Source organism: Peribacillus sp. FSL E2-0218 (assembly GCF_037992945.1).
GTDB lineage: Bacteria > Bacillota > Bacilli > Bacillales > DSM-1321 > Peribacillus > Peribacillus simplex_B.
Genome location: NZ_CP150304.1, coordinates 3,004,003 through 3,018,974, shown reverse-complemented (window position 1 = coordinate 3,018,974; position 14,972 = coordinate 3,004,003). Strand labels below are relative to the sequence as shown.

The 14,972-nt window shown below is 43.9% G+C and carries 15 protein-coding genes; 12 read left to right on the top strand and 3 right to left on the bottom strand.

The genetic code is table 11. The features are described 5' to 3' along the window. Positions 1-102 precede the first annotated feature (102 nt). Positions 103-801 carry an ankyrin repeat domain-containing protein gene (locus tag MHI53_RS14455; protein ID WP_340373692.1) on the top strand — a complete coding sequence of 233 codons (699 nt, stop codon included), beginning with the start codon at positions 103-105 and terminating at the stop codon, positions 799-801. A gap of 281 nt (positions 802-1,082) precedes the next feature. On the opposite strand, the gene speB is transcribed toward MHI53_RS14455, so the two are convergent. Further along, positions 1,083-2,051: an agmatinase gene (gene speB / locus MHI53_RS14450; RefSeq protein WP_061144206.1), complete on the bottom strand. Its 969-nt coding sequence runs from the start codon at positions 2,049-2,051 to the stop codon at positions 1,083-1,085. 417 nt (positions 2,052-2,468) lie between these two features. Here speB and MHI53_RS14445 point away from each other — a divergent pair, with 417 nt between their 5' ends. Then, the gene (locus MHI53_RS14445; protein ID WP_340373691.1) at positions 2,469-3,764 is read left to right on the top strand and encodes an APC family permease; all 1,296 of its coding nucleotides are present in this window, start codon (positions 2,469-2,471) and stop codon (positions 3,762-3,764) included. Between the two features lie 277 nt (positions 3,765-4,041). Here the strand turns inward: MHI53_RS14445 and MHI53_RS14440 are convergent, their stop codons facing one another. Further along, positions 4,042-4,893: a MurR/RpiR family transcriptional regulator gene (locus MHI53_RS14440; RefSeq protein ID WP_340371609.1), complete on the bottom strand. Its 852-nt coding sequence runs from the start codon at positions 4,891-4,893 to the stop codon at positions 4,042-4,044. Between the two features lie 198 nt (positions 4,894-5,091). Between MHI53_RS14440 and MHI53_RS14435 the strand changes: the two genes are divergently transcribed. The 7 genes from MHI53_RS14435 to MHI53_RS14405 all read left to right on the top strand — a co-directional run bounded on the left by MHI53_RS14435 (position 5,092) and on the right by MHI53_RS14405 (position 10,549). After that, the gene (locus MHI53_RS14435) at positions 5,092-5,487 is read left to right on the top strand and encodes a hypothetical protein (RefSeq protein ID WP_061144203.1); all 396 of its coding nucleotides are present in this window, start codon (positions 5,092-5,094) and stop codon (positions 5,485-5,487) included. Positions 5,488-5,499: 12 nt separating this feature from the next. Beyond that, positions 5,500-5,970, top strand: coding sequence for a PTS sugar transporter subunit IIB (locus MHI53_RS14430; protein ID WP_061144202.1), 471 nt, complete (start codon positions 5,500-5,502; stop codon positions 5,968-5,970). A 39-nt stretch (positions 5,971-6,009) separates the two neighbouring features. Next, the gene (locus MHI53_RS14425; RefSeq protein ID WP_340371608.1) at positions 6,010-7,596 is read left to right on the top strand and encodes a PTS system mannose/fructose/sorbose family transporter subunit IID; all 1,587 of its coding nucleotides are present in this window, start codon (positions 6,010-6,012) and stop codon (positions 7,594-7,596) included. Positions 7,597-7,605: 9 nt separating this feature from the next. Next, positions 7,606-8,307, top strand: a complete 702-nt coding sequence (locus MHI53_RS14420; RefSeq protein ID WP_340371607.1) for an N-acetylmannosamine-6-phosphate 2-epimerase — start codon at positions 7,606-7,608, stop codon at positions 8,305-8,307. Between the two features lie 379 nt (positions 8,308-8,686). Then, positions 8,687-9,964, top strand: a complete 1,278-nt coding sequence (locus MHI53_RS14415; protein WP_340371606.1) for a Glu/Leu/Phe/Val dehydrogenase — start codon at positions 8,687-8,689, stop codon at positions 9,962-9,964. A 29-nt stretch (positions 9,965-9,993) separates the two neighbouring features. Then, entirely contained in the window at positions 9,994-10,284 is a 291-nt protein-coding gene (locus MHI53_RS14410; protein ID WP_061144200.1) for an SAV0927 family protein, read from the top strand. Positions 10,285-10,300: 16 nt separating this feature from the next. Continuing rightward, positions 10,301-10,549 carry a hypothetical protein gene (locus MHI53_RS14405; RefSeq protein ID WP_340371605.1) on the top strand — a complete coding sequence of 83 codons (249 nt, stop codon included), beginning with the start codon at positions 10,301-10,303 and terminating at the stop codon, positions 10,547-10,549. 101 nt (positions 10,550-10,650) lie between these two features. On the opposite strand, the gene MHI53_RS14400 is transcribed toward MHI53_RS14405, so the two are convergent. After that, complete coding sequence (locus MHI53_RS14400) at positions 10,651-11,391, bottom strand: IclR family transcriptional regulator (RefSeq protein WP_340371604.1); 741 nt, start codon at positions 11,389-11,391, stop codon at positions 10,651-10,653. 173 nt (positions 11,392-11,564) lie between these two features. On the opposite strand from MHI53_RS14400, the gene MHI53_RS14395 reads away from it, so the two are divergent. From MHI53_RS14395 to MHI53_RS14385, 3 genes are all read left to right on the top strand, one after another. Continuing rightward, on the top strand, positions 11,565-12,422 hold the full coding sequence (locus tag MHI53_RS14395) for an arginine deiminase family protein (protein ID WP_340373690.1): 858 nt from the start codon (positions 11,565-11,567) through the stop codon (positions 12,420-12,422). 21 nt (positions 12,423-12,443) lie between these two features. Continuing rightward, positions 12,444-13,205, top strand: coding sequence for an arginine deiminase family protein (locus MHI53_RS14390; RefSeq protein WP_340371603.1), 762 nt, complete (start codon positions 12,444-12,446; stop codon positions 13,203-13,205). Positions 13,206-13,275: 70 nt separating this feature from the next. Continuing rightward, positions 13,276-14,892 carry a M20/M25/M40 family metallo-hydrolase gene (locus MHI53_RS14385; protein WP_340371602.1) on the top strand — a complete coding sequence of 539 codons (1,617 nt, stop codon included), beginning with the start codon at positions 13,276-13,278 and terminating at the stop codon, positions 14,890-14,892. Positions 14,893-14,972 lie beyond the last annotated feature (80 nt).

Sequence of the window (14,972 nt, the reverse complement as noted above, 5' to 3'; positions counted from 1 at the left end):
CGAACAGGGCTGCGTTTTAAACTTGAGTCAGTTAAGTTACAGCCGAATAGGAGGCACATGCAACGAGTGTTGGAAACGAATGGTGAAAGGGGCGTGTCATGGATGTGGAAGCGGATGGTTGTAATGGCGGGATGTCTTCTCTTGCTTCAAGCATGTGCCCCAGATTCCAAGAAGGATTTAAAAAATCTTGGAAATGAGGAGATGGAAATGAATGAACAGCTTTTTCAAGCTGCAGAAAAGGAAGACACGGAAACGGTAAGCAGGTTGATTGAGGAAGGTGCCGATATCGATTCACAGGATTCAAAAGGGCGGACAGCCACTATGATCGCTACTTATCATAATGATGCTGGGACGGCAAAGGTCCTAATCGCAGCAGGTGCAGACGTCAACATCCAGGATGATTTGAAAAACAATCCTTTCCTTTATGCCGGTGCAGAAGGATATCTTGAAATCCTCAAGGCTGCGATCGATGCAGGCGCTGACCCTGCGCTGACCAACCGATATGGCGGAACTGCACTCATACCTGCTTCGGAACATGGATATGACCATGTGATCAAGGAACTTTTGACCCAAACTGATATTGATGTAAATCATGTCAATAACCTTGGTTGGACGGCATTATTGGAGGCGATCGTATTGAATGATGGAGGTGAGCAACAACAGCAAACCGTGCAATTGCTGATAAATCATGGTGCTGATGTGAATATAGCCGATCATGATAAGGTGACCCCATTACAGCACGCCCGAATGAAAGGCTTTAAAGACATTGAACGAATGTTGATGAAAAAAGGAGCGCAATAACCACATCAAACGGATCATGATAGATGCAGTCAGTTAGGCCATGACCTGTTCTCGAAATCAAATAATATGAACAAAAGCGTAATGACGCACTGATACTCAAGCAGAATTCACCGGTTCGGCAATCGGGCGTGTTCGAGGCGTGTGAAGGGTCCGGATTGTACAACCGAAAAAAACTGTAGACAAACTCGATTTTCATAGAGTTTGTCTACAGTTTGGAAGGGTCATTTTTATTAAATGGCTCTTTTTGTCTGTCTGTGGGTTAATCGCGACCGCTTGTTGTCCTAGTTTTTTTGACTATTTTCGACTGGCATTTCTTGTTCTGCCCTCAATTTCAATGCTACTAAACTGGCAAAGTCGTGAATGATGGTGGCTGCCAATAGGGAAGTGATTTGGGTTGGGTCATAGGGTGGGAGAACTTCCACCAAGTCGAAACCGATGAAGTTGAATCCGTGCAGGGAGCGAATCAACTCCAATGTTTCAAAACTATTCAATCCTCCAACTTCCAAGGTGCCCGTACCAGGTGCGCACGATGGATCTACGAAATCGATATCAAAGCTCAAGAAACATGGTGTATCCCCAATCGTCTTTTTGACTTCCTTCACGACATCCGCGATTCCCCTTTCCTTCAGTTGAGGCGTTGTTATCACGGTATAGCCCAAATCTGTACTGGAATCAATATCGCCTGGATGATTGAGTGTTCCTCTAATTCCAATTTGGAAAACTTTATCCGACTGCAGCAGCCCTTCCTCATAAGCACGGATGAACGGTGAACCATGCCAATATTTCTCTTCATAATAAGTATCCCACGTGTCAGTATGTGAATCGAAATGGAGAAGCGCCACTGGTCCATGGATTTTTGCGGCAGCTCTTAAATTGGCCAATGTTACGGAGTGATCTCCTCCAATTCCGATTGGGATGATGCCCGCTTTCATCAAGTCTGCCATTGCCGATTCAATTAATTCATAGCTTCGGTGGATATTATGGGGAATCACTGAAACATCCCCAATATCAATCGCATTACACTCGTCAAATGGAAAAACTTTCTGAATGGGATGATAAGGAAACAACGTCATGGATGCCTGACGGACCGCCTGTGGAGCGAACCTTGCTCCTACCCTGAATGAAGCGGCTGTATCAAAGGGCAGGCCAACCACGGCCAATTTGGCATTTTCTCTTGAAGAAGGTAAGCGCATAAATGTTCCAGTGGTACAAAACTCTGGTTTTACATCGGGAGTTAAAGGATATTTCATTTTTTTATTCCTCCATTTTCTAATCATGTTAAGGTCTGAATACTCGCCATTATCAAATGCAATTAACATGCCAAGTCACCTAAAGCGATTTTCTGCAGATACGTAAACGTTTTTTTATTAGGGAATTATGCATGGGCGAATAATCTATCGGAAAATGAATCGAGATGCAGTAAAAAAACGGAGCCGCGTTTCCCCATGAACGATTGAAATGACACGAATGCTGCTGGAATGCCAGCTATTTACGTTAAATGGCACGATATTTGCATTTAGGTATTCAGGTTGTATTTTTAAAAAAAGGAGGTTTTACCATTTATTTAGGACATGTCAAATCGAATAGTTGAAAGCGGTTTCAAGGAGGAATGATAAGTGGAAAATGATGCGAAACTGAAACGAACGCTAAAATTATGGCAAATTGTTATGATGGGATTGGCTTATATGACTCCTATGGTCGTATTCGATACATTCGGTATCGTATCCGGAATCACCGGGGGACATGTACCGACTGCTTATATCGTTGCATTGGTCGGTATGCTCTTTACAGCCGCAAGCTATGGTAAACTCGTAAAGGTTTTTCCAGCAGCAGGATCGGCGTATACGTATACGCAAAAGGCGATCAATCGGCATTTGGGGTTCCTGGTAGGATGGTCCTCGTTGTTGGACTACCTATTTTTACCGATGGTAAATGCATTATTGACCAAAATTTATCTTACTGCATTATTTCCAGAGGTGCCAACATGGTTATGGGTAGTACTGTTCGTTGCGGTTGTCACGATTCTCAATCTCTGGAGTGTCAATGTATTAGCTAACTTCAATGCCCTTTTTGTTTTGATTCAGATTGCCATCATGACGGTGTTCATCATTCTTGTAATCAGGGGCCTGCATAGTGGAGAAGGGACAGGGGAAGTGTTCACGATCCAGCCCTTCGTCCAGGATGGGATGGACTATTCTGCCATCATCACGGGGGCCACCATTCTTTGTTTTTCCTTTTTGGGGTTTGACGCCGTAACGACACTATCGGAGGAAACGCCGGATCCGAAAAAAACGATTCCCAAAGCGATCTTTTTAACGGCACTATGGGGAGGGGTGATATTCATTATCTCCTCTTTCTTTATCCAGCTTTTTTTTCCTGATATCTCCCGTTTCAAGGAACCGGATGCTGCGTTGCCGGAAATTGCCTTATATGTAGGGGGGAAGCTGTTTCAATCGATTTTCTTATGCACCACCCTTGTCAATACGCTAGCATCGGGACTAGCATCGCATGCCAGCGTATCCCGCCTATTGTATGTTATGGGCCGTGATAAGGTGTTTCCGGAAAAATGGTTTGGCTATATTCATCCTAAGTGGAAAACACCTGCCATCAATGTCCTCATCGTGGGGGGCATTGCCTTGTCGGCCGTGTTCTTTGATTTGGTGACGGCTGCATCACTGATTAATTTTGGTGCATTGATGGCCTTCACTTTTGTAAATCTGTCAGTGATCAGCCATTTTATCATCAAGGAAAAAAAGCATCGAACGATAAAGGGATATTTCCATTACTTAATCATGCCCCTAATCGGGGCCATAGCCATTGGCATTCTTTGGATCAATCTTGAGACAAGCTCACTAATCATGGGGGTTGGCTGGTTTTTGGTTGGATTTTGTTATCTGCTGTACATTACCAAGGCATTTCGCACTGCACCGCCCCAATATCAAGTGGAAGAAATTCAGCTATAGACTCTTCGCAAGGAAAATGTCACATGCAGGACCGGTCAGTTTGCAGAGAAAAGGGGTACGGGATTCTTCCAATTCCGTACCCCTTTTGATATGGTCGCCTCGAGTGAAGGGACGGGCTGTATTTGGATAATGTTGTCCACTATTCTACCTTTACAGGGAACACCTACTACACCATGAAAACTAGCAAAAGGCTGTGTATTCATTTCAAGACGGATTTACGGTTCGCTGCAGATGTATCGAAGGCGCTTCACCTATCGAGCCTTGCATTAATGATCTTTTACCTTCTTAGTCGGAGGATTTCTTCACGTGCTTTTTGATAATTATCGATGGTTTGTTTGTCGATGCGGTGAAAAACGCTTAAGTAAAGGGCGTCGACCATGTTAAGCTGCATGATCCTCGATGCAATGCTGCCGATTCGCTGATCATGTTCAATGTCAGGAAAGCAAAGCTGTATCGTAGCCAATTTTAATAGAGGAGACTTCGAATAGGCGGTAATGGCAACAATGGGAACGGCGATCTTTTTTGCATAGGAAGCCATTTCCAAAACATCCTTCGTTTTTCCGGATGTTGAAAAAAGGACTAAAGCATCTTCGGAAGAGAAATTGGAAACATAGGAGATCACGGTATGAAAATCCGTGTTCATCCCTGTCGCGACGCCAAGTTTAGCGAATTTATGGCTGGCATCCAATGCAGCTGTAGCGGAGCCGCCGACACCGAAAAAAGCAATCCGTTTTGCCCTGCCCAAGCATTCGACTGCTTTATCAAATTCTTTTTTGTTCAATGTTTGTTCAAGCGAATCCAAGGCAATTTTATTGCTCATCGTTACTTTTTGAAAAAGCTGGTAAGGGGTATCATTTTCACGCAATAAAGAAAGGTCATTAATATTGGCATGGTTCGAACTCAGTTCTTTCACTAGAGTATGTTGAAACGTTTTAAAGCTTTCTATGCCCATCCGTTTACAAAAACGGACAACGCTGGCCTGGGAAACATTGGCGTTACTCGATATTTCGGAAATCGTGTACGTTTGCACCAAATCGGCATGATCCAATATATAGTGGGCTACTTGCCGTTCTGCACGTGACAGGGAATCGGCTTTTTCTTTGATTTTTCGTAATAAAGATGTGCTCATAATTGTCCCCCTTATAAGAGATATCCTATTACATTTATATCACAAATGAAATTTTATTGTGAGTAAATGCAGAGGAAAATGCCATTTATGAAATTTTATTTCTTGATTTTATTGTTAAATTATTGATATTTTATTTCTTTTTATTTATGATTGTAAAAGATAGAATATTTTAAAAATTAAATATAAGGAGGTGGTAAGTTGAATAGGGCCATTATACTTGTAAGTCATGGCAACTTAGCCTCGGCAATGAAGGAATGTGTGGAGCTGATTACAGGAAAACAAAAACGCCTTTATGCATTGAACATGGGTGCCGACGAAGCATTCGACTCATTTTCAAGCCGTCTGGGAATTTCAGTCGATCAATTGCGGGTCCGCTACAAAGAGATTATCCTACTGGCTGATATTAAAGGCGGTTCCCCTTGCAACGCATCTACACTTCAAGTGTTGAAAGATGAAGCTGTACAGGTAATCGCCGGTTTCCATTTAGGTTTAGTGATTGAATGCTGTCTATCACCTGCAAGTCCGAGAGAGTTAATCGCCAATGCCTCCCAAAGCATTAGCCATATAAACTCCGCAATCATTCGAGAATCGTGAAGGAGGTTTGTCATGAGCATTGTTGTTACCCGTATCGATGAAAGGCTTATACATGGACAAGTCGCTTATTCATGGAGCGTTGCTTATCAAGTCACCGAATACCTTGTAGTTGATGATGAAGCGGCGAACGACCCGACCCAAATCCTGCTGCTAAGCATGGCGGTTCCTTCTGGGAAAAAACTTGCCATTCTTTCTGTCGAAGATGCAGTGAGCCATCTCGATGCGCAGCCGGATTCCATGAAAACGTTCATCGTCGTGAAAAGTCCCCATGTTCTCTTATCCCTGATTGAAAAAGGGATTATGCTGCCTTCGATTAATGTAGGCGGCATGTACTATAAAGCTGGTAAACAGGAAATATGTAAAACAGTCTATTTGGACGAAGAAGATAAGGCCGTTTTCCGAAAAATAAAAGATCACGGGATTGCCTGTGAAATCCGAACATCTCCAAGTGACAAATCCATTGATTTATATACGAAAATATAGAGACGGGAAAGGCCGTCAGAACGTAAAGGGGGAGAAAAAGTGGATATAGGCTTCCTGCCAGCCGTTTTGCTGAGCGCTTTTGTTGCGGGTCTTATGACTGAAAACTATGGGTACGGATATTGGATGATCAGCCGTCCGATTTTTGCGGGCCCGTTACTAGGTTTAATGATGGGGGACCTCCAAACAGGTTTGATTGTAGGGGCGAGCGTCGAATTGATGTTCATGGGGGTCCTGCCGATTGGAGGGAGCATCCCTCCAAATGCACAAATTGCAGGACTGATTGGTACCATTTTTGCAGTCAGTGCTGGCGGTAAACCAGAAGTTGGAATTGCCCTGGCCTTGCCAATTGGCATTCTGGCACAGCTTTTGATCATGCTTGCTTGGAACTTCAATATTTTTCTCGTGCATCGTGCTGAAAATGCTCTAAAAGCGCTTAATCTAAAGAAGGCAGGACGTCTGCACTTGTCCGGTTTGATCGTTTTTTTCACAGTCATGTTCATCCCGACGTTTTTGGCTATTCAGTTTGGAAGCGACTTTGTAAAGAACCTTGTGGATTCCATGCCTGCGTGGTTTCTGGATGGTTTAAAGGTTTCTGCAGGAATTCTGCCTGCCATAGGAATGGCGATGCTCCTGAAAATGATGAACTTCAAGAAGTTTTGGTCATTTTTCCTGATTGGATTCGTACTGGCGGTTTATTTGGAACTCCCTGTACTATCGATTGCCTTGTTGGGTCTTGGAATCGCCATCAGCATTTCGGTGGTGATGAATAAGGCGGATAACAGTGATATCTCCCTTCCTTCGTCCCAGCGAGGTGAAGCGGAAACGGCGATCCTGACAAAGAAGGATTTAATCAGCACCTTTTTCCGTTCCTTCTTCAGCATGACGTCGATAAATTATGAGCGCTATGGGAGTTTAGGTTTTTGTTTTGCGGTAATTCCGGCACTCAAAAGACTTTATGGAGACGATGAGGAATTAAAAGAAGCGATTGTCCGCCATAATGAGTTTTTTAACTGTCACCCATATACTACCAATGCCATCATCGGTGTGACACTTGCCTTGGAAGAGCAACGGGCACAAGGAAAACCGATCACCTCTGAGACTATTTCTTCAACCAAAGCGGCATTGATGGGACCACTTTCTGGAATTGGTGACTCTGTGTTTAAAGCGACCTTCATGACCATTTTTGCGGCAATTGGCGCTGGCTTGGCGTTGGAGGGAAACCCGATAGGTCCGATCCTATTCATCGTGCCAAACGTATTGCTGAACATTATCTCCCGCTATTATGGATTGATTTATGGGTACAGGTTTGGAATGAACCTTATCTTGAAAATGAAAGATTCGGATATCCTCAATAAGTTTGTACAGGGGGCAACCATTGTAGGATTAATGGTCACAGGTTCGATGATTGTCCATTTTGTTCAGGTGGGAGTGGCCGCTAAATGGAACTACGCTGGCAAAGAAATCATCTTGCAAGAACTTCTCGATTCGATCTTGCCCGGGCTTTTGCCCCTTCTCTTGACGCTTGGCTTCTTATGGGTTCTGCATAAATATAAGAAGGCAATCTACTGGCTCATCCTTTTTTGCTTTGCTGTCGGTCTAGTTGGAAAATCATTTGGAGTCTTGTAGGTGATAAAGATGGGTAAAAAAAACGTATTGAACAAGATCAAAAATGGATTGATTGTGTCGTGCCAGGCAAGGGTAGGCTGGCCCATGTATGGGGCGAATATCATGGGCGCGTTAAGCAAGGCTGCTGAAAAAGGAGGCGCCGTTGGAATAAGGGCAACCGCGCCTGAAAATATCGAAGCGATCAGGAAGGTAACGACCTTGCCTATCATGGGGATTCACAAACAATGGTTTGATGAAAGCGAGGTTTATATCACTCCGACCTATGAAAGTGCTAAAAGCATCATTGAGGCTGGTGCCAGCATTGTAGCCCTTGATGGCACCCAACGAAGGCGACCTGGGGGTGAAACGCTTGAAAGCATCATAAAAAAAATCAATAGTGACCATCCCAATATTTTAGTGATGGCAGATTGTGCGACTTTTGAAGATGGGCAGATCGCAGAAGAACTGGGAGCGGATATCGTATCAACGACATTGTGTGGATATACGGAGGAAACGAAAAACGTGAAGGAAGTCGATTATGTTCTTATTCATAAACTCTCTTCTGCATGTAATATCCCCATCATTGCTGAAGGTCATATTCACACGAAGGATCATGCTCGAAAAGCCATTGAAAGCGGTGCCTTCGCTGTCGTGGTTGGAACGGCCATTACTCGTCCGGAAATTATCACGAAATGGTTCGTGGATGAATTGAAGCTGCTGGCTGAGAAATAGAAGCTTCCAAAACCGATCTATATGGCGGTGTAGGTCTTCTTCGCACAAATGCAAAGAAAGTTCTCTTAGGTCAAGTGAAAAGGGCATGCATGCGTGCCCTTTTTTTTGTTTTTTGCATACATCAGCTGCCAACTAGTCCAATATTTCTACTAAAGTAATCATCCAGATATGGAGTTTGTAATGTAGCCTATGGATGTCCTGTTCCTTGCAGTTTCATAATATGCAGACCTGAATGGTTTATGAATTCATACATACCCCAGAAAAAGTTACGTTCACCGGCGAGAAGGCAACTTCACGATCTATGGCCGTTTACACAAGTTTTTAAAGCTGGCATGAAAGTTGCTTACTAGTTTTATAAGAATAAAAGTGAGGTGCTAAAATGACAGGCAAAACAAAGCTGATGGAAACCCGGCAAAGTGACAATCCGCTGCAAGAGTTCCAGGATATTTTAAAAGAAGCGGTTCATGTTTTAGGGTATCCAGATTCTGTATATCAATTTTTGAAAACGCCGATGCGCTTTTTGGAAGTCAGCATTTCCATACAAATGGATAATGGTGAAACGCGGATGTTCCAAGGATACCGTGCCCAGCATAATGATGCGACCGGACCGACGAAAGGCGGGATTCGGTTTCATCCGGAAGTCACACCTGACGAAGTTAAGGCATTGGCGGGATGGATGAGCTTGAAATGTGGAATTACGGATCTTCCATATGGAGGGGCTAAGGGCGGTATTGTCTGTGATACCAGAATGATGAGTTCGTCTGAGCTAGAACGATTAAGCAGAGGGTACGTCAGGGCAGTCAGCCAGATAGTGGGACCGACGAAGGATATTCCTGCACCGGATATGTATACGAATTCCCAAATCATGGCGTGGATGCTCGATGAGTACGATCATATCAGGGAATTCGATTCTCCCGGCTTCATTACCGGTAAGCCGCTGACATTAGGCGGATCAAAGGGACGGGAAACAGCTACCTCCAAGGGCGTGTTATATACGCTTCAAATGGTCTGTGAATTAGAGGGAATTCCCATTGAAGGCTTGCGCGTGATCATCCAGGGATTCGGGAATGTTGGCAGCCATTTGGCGATGTATTTGCATGAATTGGGGGCAAAGGTGGTTGGGATAGCGGATGAGCTTGGGGGAATATATGACCCAAACGGGTTGGATATTCCGTACCTTTTGGATAACAGGGACTCTTTTGGTGTCGTCTCCAATTTATTCAACGATTCATTATCGAATTCCGACATATTGGAGAAGGAATGCGATGTGCTGATTCCTGCGGCAATTAGCGGGGTGGTCCATAAAGGAAATGCCGAACGAGTGCAATGTAAAATCTTGATCGAAGCAGCGAACGGGCCGACAACAAAAGAAGCAATCAAAATTCTTGATGAAAAAGAGATTGTTTTGGTACCCGATATTCTGGCCAATTCAGGGGGAGTGATCGTTTCATATTTTGAATGGTGCCAAAACAATCAAGGATATTACTGGACGGAAGAACTTGTGGATGAACGATTGAAGGAAAAGATGGCAGAGAGCTTTTTGAATGTCCATCATACCTCACAAAAATTTTCGGTGAATATGAAAGTTGCTGCTTATATTGAAGGGATACGCAAGATCGCGGAAGCTTCCCGGCTTCGTGGCTGGGTCAGGTACTAAAATGATGAAATAAGATAGGGGGCTATCCATTGAACTTTGACATTCTTTCCGAAAATAAAGAAAATCAAGCGATCCATCATTATTGCCTATTGTCCAAAAATTATCGTTATGATGTGACCATTGTATATTCGGCGCAGTTCTTCGGTAAAGCGATGGTAACCTCCTTGCAAAACGGAAGAATGATCCTGATGTGTGCCGGCGATATTCCTTTGGATCAAAATTGGGTCCAGACGCTTGGCATCGAACAAGAAGATATTCCTGAATTCCAGGATTTTCTTAAGTTAGTCCTGCAATCCCCATTTAATTTGGAACAATACTAAAAGGAGGAATAGTGCCATGTACATTGATGTGATTCTTAGCCCGTGTGAAGGTACGCTTGAAAAAATTTCACTATCCGAAAATTCCAGATTTTACGAATGGGAACAACTATTTCAAATCAAGAAAGCGGATGGGAGTGTGGAGATCATTGAAATTGGCATCAGCGGGGAAATACAATCATTGGAGGTAATGGAGGGGGAAGAAGTGGTGACAGGGGAGGTCCTTGCTTATTTTAAAGAAGACTTATTCGTGACCGGCAGCGATTAATGATAAGCGAAAGAAGATGAAATGACTCATCTTCTTTTTTTGTTTTTCCGAAATCCTTCCCAGCTCTCTGGTTAGGGACAGCGATCGATGGGGTGGAATGGTCATGGTCCCCTATATCCTAATTTGGAAGAAATCCGACTGCCTGTTTCCATCACATGTTGAATGAGGAAATCCAGTCTGTCCTCTGTCAGATTAAAGCTGACAAATCCGATACTCACTGCCCCATGCACTTCCCCGAAATGGTTTAAGATCGGAACGGCCACAGAAGAGGTTCCTTCCGTTCTTTCATTGTGGCTGATGCCATATCCTCTCACTTTCGTTTCTTTCAAGATATCCAATAATGCGGCTCTTTCATTTTCAGGAACAAGAGCATCTATGATTTCGTTCGCTTGAATATATGGCATGTAGGCTAGCATTGCCTTATTGGCGGCACCGATATGCATCGGGATCCGTGAGCCGAGCTGATCATATACGCGAATTTGGCTTTTTTCACTATCGATACGTTCGATGAGGAGGGACTCCATTTCCATTGGCTGGCTAAGGTAGACACTTTCTTTCACCCTATTCATCAGCCTTTCCAGCTCTGGCCTGATTTGACTGATATAATCCATTTTGTCATACATCCTCAGGCCATATTCGAGCCAAATATTCCCCAAACCATAGTGTTTGGATTGCTCATCTTGTTGAATGAGGCCGTGCTTGGACATGGCTTTTAACAAGCGGTGCATGGAACTTACCGGAAGCTCACATTCTTGGGAGAGATCCGTAATGGCAAGCCCATTTACCGATGAATTGGAAACTAATACGTTAATGACATTCATCGCACGGTCAATCGATTGCATAAACATTCCACCTATCTTTCCATACAGAAGTCATGAAGATTTTATTATTTGAATATTTAAAACATATTGACATTATACCATAAAAAATTTTATAATTTAATAAAAATTCCTATTAACGGAAATGTTTTCCGCATAGTGGAAAAGGAGGAGAGGAAGTGTCATATTGTTCATCAATGTACAAATCTTTGCAACGTGTCATTGTAAAACATCCGAATGATGCGTTCATTAGTCAGGCGCATTTAAGTGATGAATGGCAAAGATTCAATTTTTCCGAAGAGCCGGATTTAAAAGAAGCCGCAAGAGAGTTTGCTGATTTCATTTCCATTTTGGAGGAGTATGTTCCCGACATCAGTTACTTGCCAGCATCGAAGGAAGTGGGCATTGACTCCCTGTACGCGCATGACCCTGTCAAGTTCACAAGCGAAGGAGCGATCCTTTTAAAGTCGGGGAAAAAACTCAGGCAGCCAGAGGCCGCTGTATACAAGCATTTTTGCATGGAAAATAACATCCCGATCATAGGCGAACTAACGGGTGATGCGGTCGCGGATGGCGGTGATTTGGTTTGGCTTGATGATAGGACTCTAGTTGTAGGACATGGTTACCGGACAAACGCCGAGGCAATTAGGCAATTAAAAGAAATGACGGCCCATTTAGTGGATGAATTCATCGTAGTCCAGCTTCCCCATGATCAAGGGGAGGCAGAGTGTCTTCACCTCATGTCTTTCATTAGCATGATTGACCATGATTTGGCTGTCGTTCATTCACGGCTCATGCCAGTCTACTTCAGAAAACTCCTCATTGAACGGGGAGTTCAGCTAATAGAGGTACCGGAAGAAGAGTACATGAATCTTGGCTGCAATGTGCTTGCATTAGCTCCGCGGGTTTGTGTAATGACTGCCGGGAATGAATATACGAAGCAAAAGCTTCTCGATGCGAAAGCCACGGTATATGAATATAAAGGAACTGAAATCAGTTATAAGGGCACGGGCGGGCCTACCTGTTTAACTTGCCCGGTAGTTCGAAAAAAATAGTGAATAATGGGGGAATGAGCTTTGTATAAACATGTCATCGTAAAAACACCAGGTAGAAGTTATGTAAATGGATTAACAACATCGGACCTGGGTACGCCCGACTATGATATAGCATTGGAACAGCATGCCGCTTATGTGGAAGCATTGGAAAAATGCGGGGTCGAGGTGACGCACCTCCCGGCAAATGAGGAGTTTCCAGATTCGACATTCGTAGAAGATACGGCTGTCATTACCCCTGAATTTGCGGTCATAACGAATCCGGGGGATGCTACCAGAAACAAGGAAATAGTGGAAATGGAACCCGTCTTGAAGGAGTTTCATGAAACCATTCACCATATACATGCTCCGGGAACTTTAGATGGGGGAGATGTGCTTCAAGTCGATGACCATTTTTATATTGGCATTTCCGAGCGTACAAATGAGGAAGGTGCACAGCAGTTAAAGAGAATCGTAGAATCCGAAGGCTATAAAGGGACGATTGTTCCGTTAAAAGAGTTCTTCCATTTAAAAACGGGAATTGCCTACCTAGGAGATGATTTGATCGTTGCGGCTGGGGAGTTCATCGAACATCCAGACTTTGCCCAATATAAGAAAATCATCGTTTCAGCTGAAGATGAATACTCGGCGAACTGCATTCTCGTCAATGATTATGTCATTATCCCTAGCGGATATGATCAGACGAAAAGTAAATTGAATGAAGCTGGATATAAAACGATCGAGCTGGAAATGTCAGAGTTCCGGAAGCAGGATGGCGGATTGAGCTGTTTATCGCTTCGCTTCTAATAAAGGTGAATGAAGGAAGCATGCCTCCATGCTTCCTTGCATTTGATGACAAACGGAAAGAGGGATTTCAATGGTCCAATTAAGATGGGGAACTCCGGAAAAACTGCGTGCATTACTATGTGAGCTTGTGAGCTGGGAAAGCAGGACGCTTACAGAAGGTGAAATCACGTTTCCTTATAAAGTCCAGGAGAAATTAGGCGATCTTGATTTTTTTAAGAAGAATCCTGCCAATTTATCACTTCATGAAGTGGATATGGGAAGGCATTTCGTCCATGCTTTTTATAAGCATCCTGAAGCGGACGAGACAATCGTTTTGATAAGTCATTTCGATACGGTACAGACGGAGGAATATGGTGATCTCGAGATGCTGGCCTTTCAGCCGGAACAGCTCACGAAAAAACTCCTTGATCGAAAAGATGATCTGCCGGAAGAGGCGCGCATCGACCTCGAATCGGGTAACTACCTGTTTGGGCGTGGAACGATGGATATGAAAATGGGGCTAGCCCTACACATGGCCCTCATCGAAAAAGCAAGCATCGAAAAGTGGCCGGTCAATCTTTTGCTGCTGACCGTTCCAGACGAAGAAGTCAATTCTGCTGGCATGAGGGCGGCAGTCAAGGAGCTTGTTGCACTGCGTGATAAGTATCGTCTTTCATATAAGATGTTTCTCAATAGTGAACCATCTTTTTCACAGAAACCTGGAGACGAGAGCCATTATATTTACTCGGGAACGATGGGGAAAATCATGCCGGCAGCGCTTTTTTATGGAAAGGAAACACATGTGGGAGAGCCATTGAAGGGGATGACAGCTAACTATATGGCCTCGTTCCTTACACAGCTCATGGAGTGGAACACTTCTTTTTTGGAAAGTGATTTCTCGGAAAAAACACCTTTGCCAGTATCGCTTCAGCAAAAAGATCTCAAATTGCAGTATTCAACACAAACGCCTTACCGCGCAGCAGCGCTTTATAATGTTTTCATCATGAAGAGAAGCGCTGGGGAAATCATGGATATTTTCGAGAAGGTTGCAGAGGAAGCGGCGATCAGGTGCAATGAGTCCTATAAGGCCTTATGCATTCGTGAACGGATTGAAGGGGTAGGTGAAGTTCAGGTGCTTCGCTACGAAAAACTGCTATCCTATGCCGTGGGGAAATTCGGGGCGAATCTTGTTGAGCAAATTAAAGGAGAGGTCCAGGCAAATGGGGATTGGGATGAGCGGGAAAAATCACTGCGGATCGTAGAAAAACTGATGATACAATGCCAGGAGCTTGCACCTGCCATTGTATTGCTGTTTGCGCCGCCGTATTATCCTGCCGTCAATACATCAAGTGATCCGCTTGTCATCGAATCCGTTAAACTATTAAAGGAAACGGCGCAATTGTTTAATGAAGAAATCAGCCAGGTTCATTATTTCAATGGTCTTTGTGACCTGAGCTATGTCCAATATAAAGATGAATCGGATGGCTGGACCGCTTTTGAGAAGAACACGCCAGTTTGGGGGGATAGTTACAGCATTCCTTTTGCCGATATGCTAAAACTTCAGGCGCCGGTGCTCAATGTAGGTCCGTTCGGAAAGGATGCACACCAGCGAACTGAGCGGCTTCATATCGATAGTGCCTTCATTCATACGCCTCTCATGCTGGAAAAGTTAATAAAGAGCATGATCAAAGTCAAGGATGCGCATTGATCCCCAGCAGAAAAAGCAAGGGTTACTTTGATAAAAGGTCCAAGTTGCAGCTCATAAAGGAGAAAATATATGGGAGGGTC

Coding starts and splice junctions, on each gene's coding strand:
- MHI53_RS14420 (WP_340371607.1), top strand. CDS start 7,606: ATGGGTAAAAAAAACGTATTGAACAAGATCAAAAATGGATTGATTGTG.
- MHI53_RS14400 (WP_340371604.1), bottom strand. CDS start 11,391: ATGCAATCGATTGACCGTGCGATGAATGTCATTAACGTATTAGTTTCC.
- speB (WP_061144206.1), bottom strand. CDS start 2,051: ATGAAATATCCTTTAACTCCCGATGTAAAACCAGAGTTTTGTACCACT.
- MHI53_RS14395 (WP_340373690.1), top strand. CDS start 11,565: ATGTACAAATCTTTGCAACGTGTCATTGTAAAACATCCGAATGATGCG.
- MHI53_RS14405 (WP_340371605.1), top strand. CDS start 10,301: ATGTACATTGATGTGATTCTTAGCCCGTGTGAAGGTACGCTTGAAAAA.
- MHI53_RS14415 (WP_340371606.1), top strand. CDS start 8,687: ATGACAGGCAAAACAAAGCTGATGGAAACCCGGCAAAGTGACAATCCG.
- MHI53_RS14430 (WP_061144202.1), top strand. CDS start 5,500: ATGAGCATTGTTGTTACCCGTATCGATGAAAGGCTTATACATGGACAA.
- MHI53_RS14455 (WP_340373692.1), top strand. CDS start 103: ATGTGGAAGCGGATGGTTGTAATGGCGGGATGTCTTCTCTTGCTTCAA.
- MHI53_RS14445 (WP_340373691.1), top strand. CDS start 2,469: ATGATGGGATTGGCTTATATGACTCCTATGGTCGTATTCGATACATTC.
- MHI53_RS14385 (WP_340371602.1), top strand. CDS start 13,276: ATGGTCCAATTAAGATGGGGAACTCCGGAAAAACTGCGTGCATTACTA.
- MHI53_RS14440 (WP_340371609.1), bottom strand. CDS start 4,893: ATGAGCACATCTTTATTACGAAAAATCAAAGAAAAAGCCGATTCCCTG.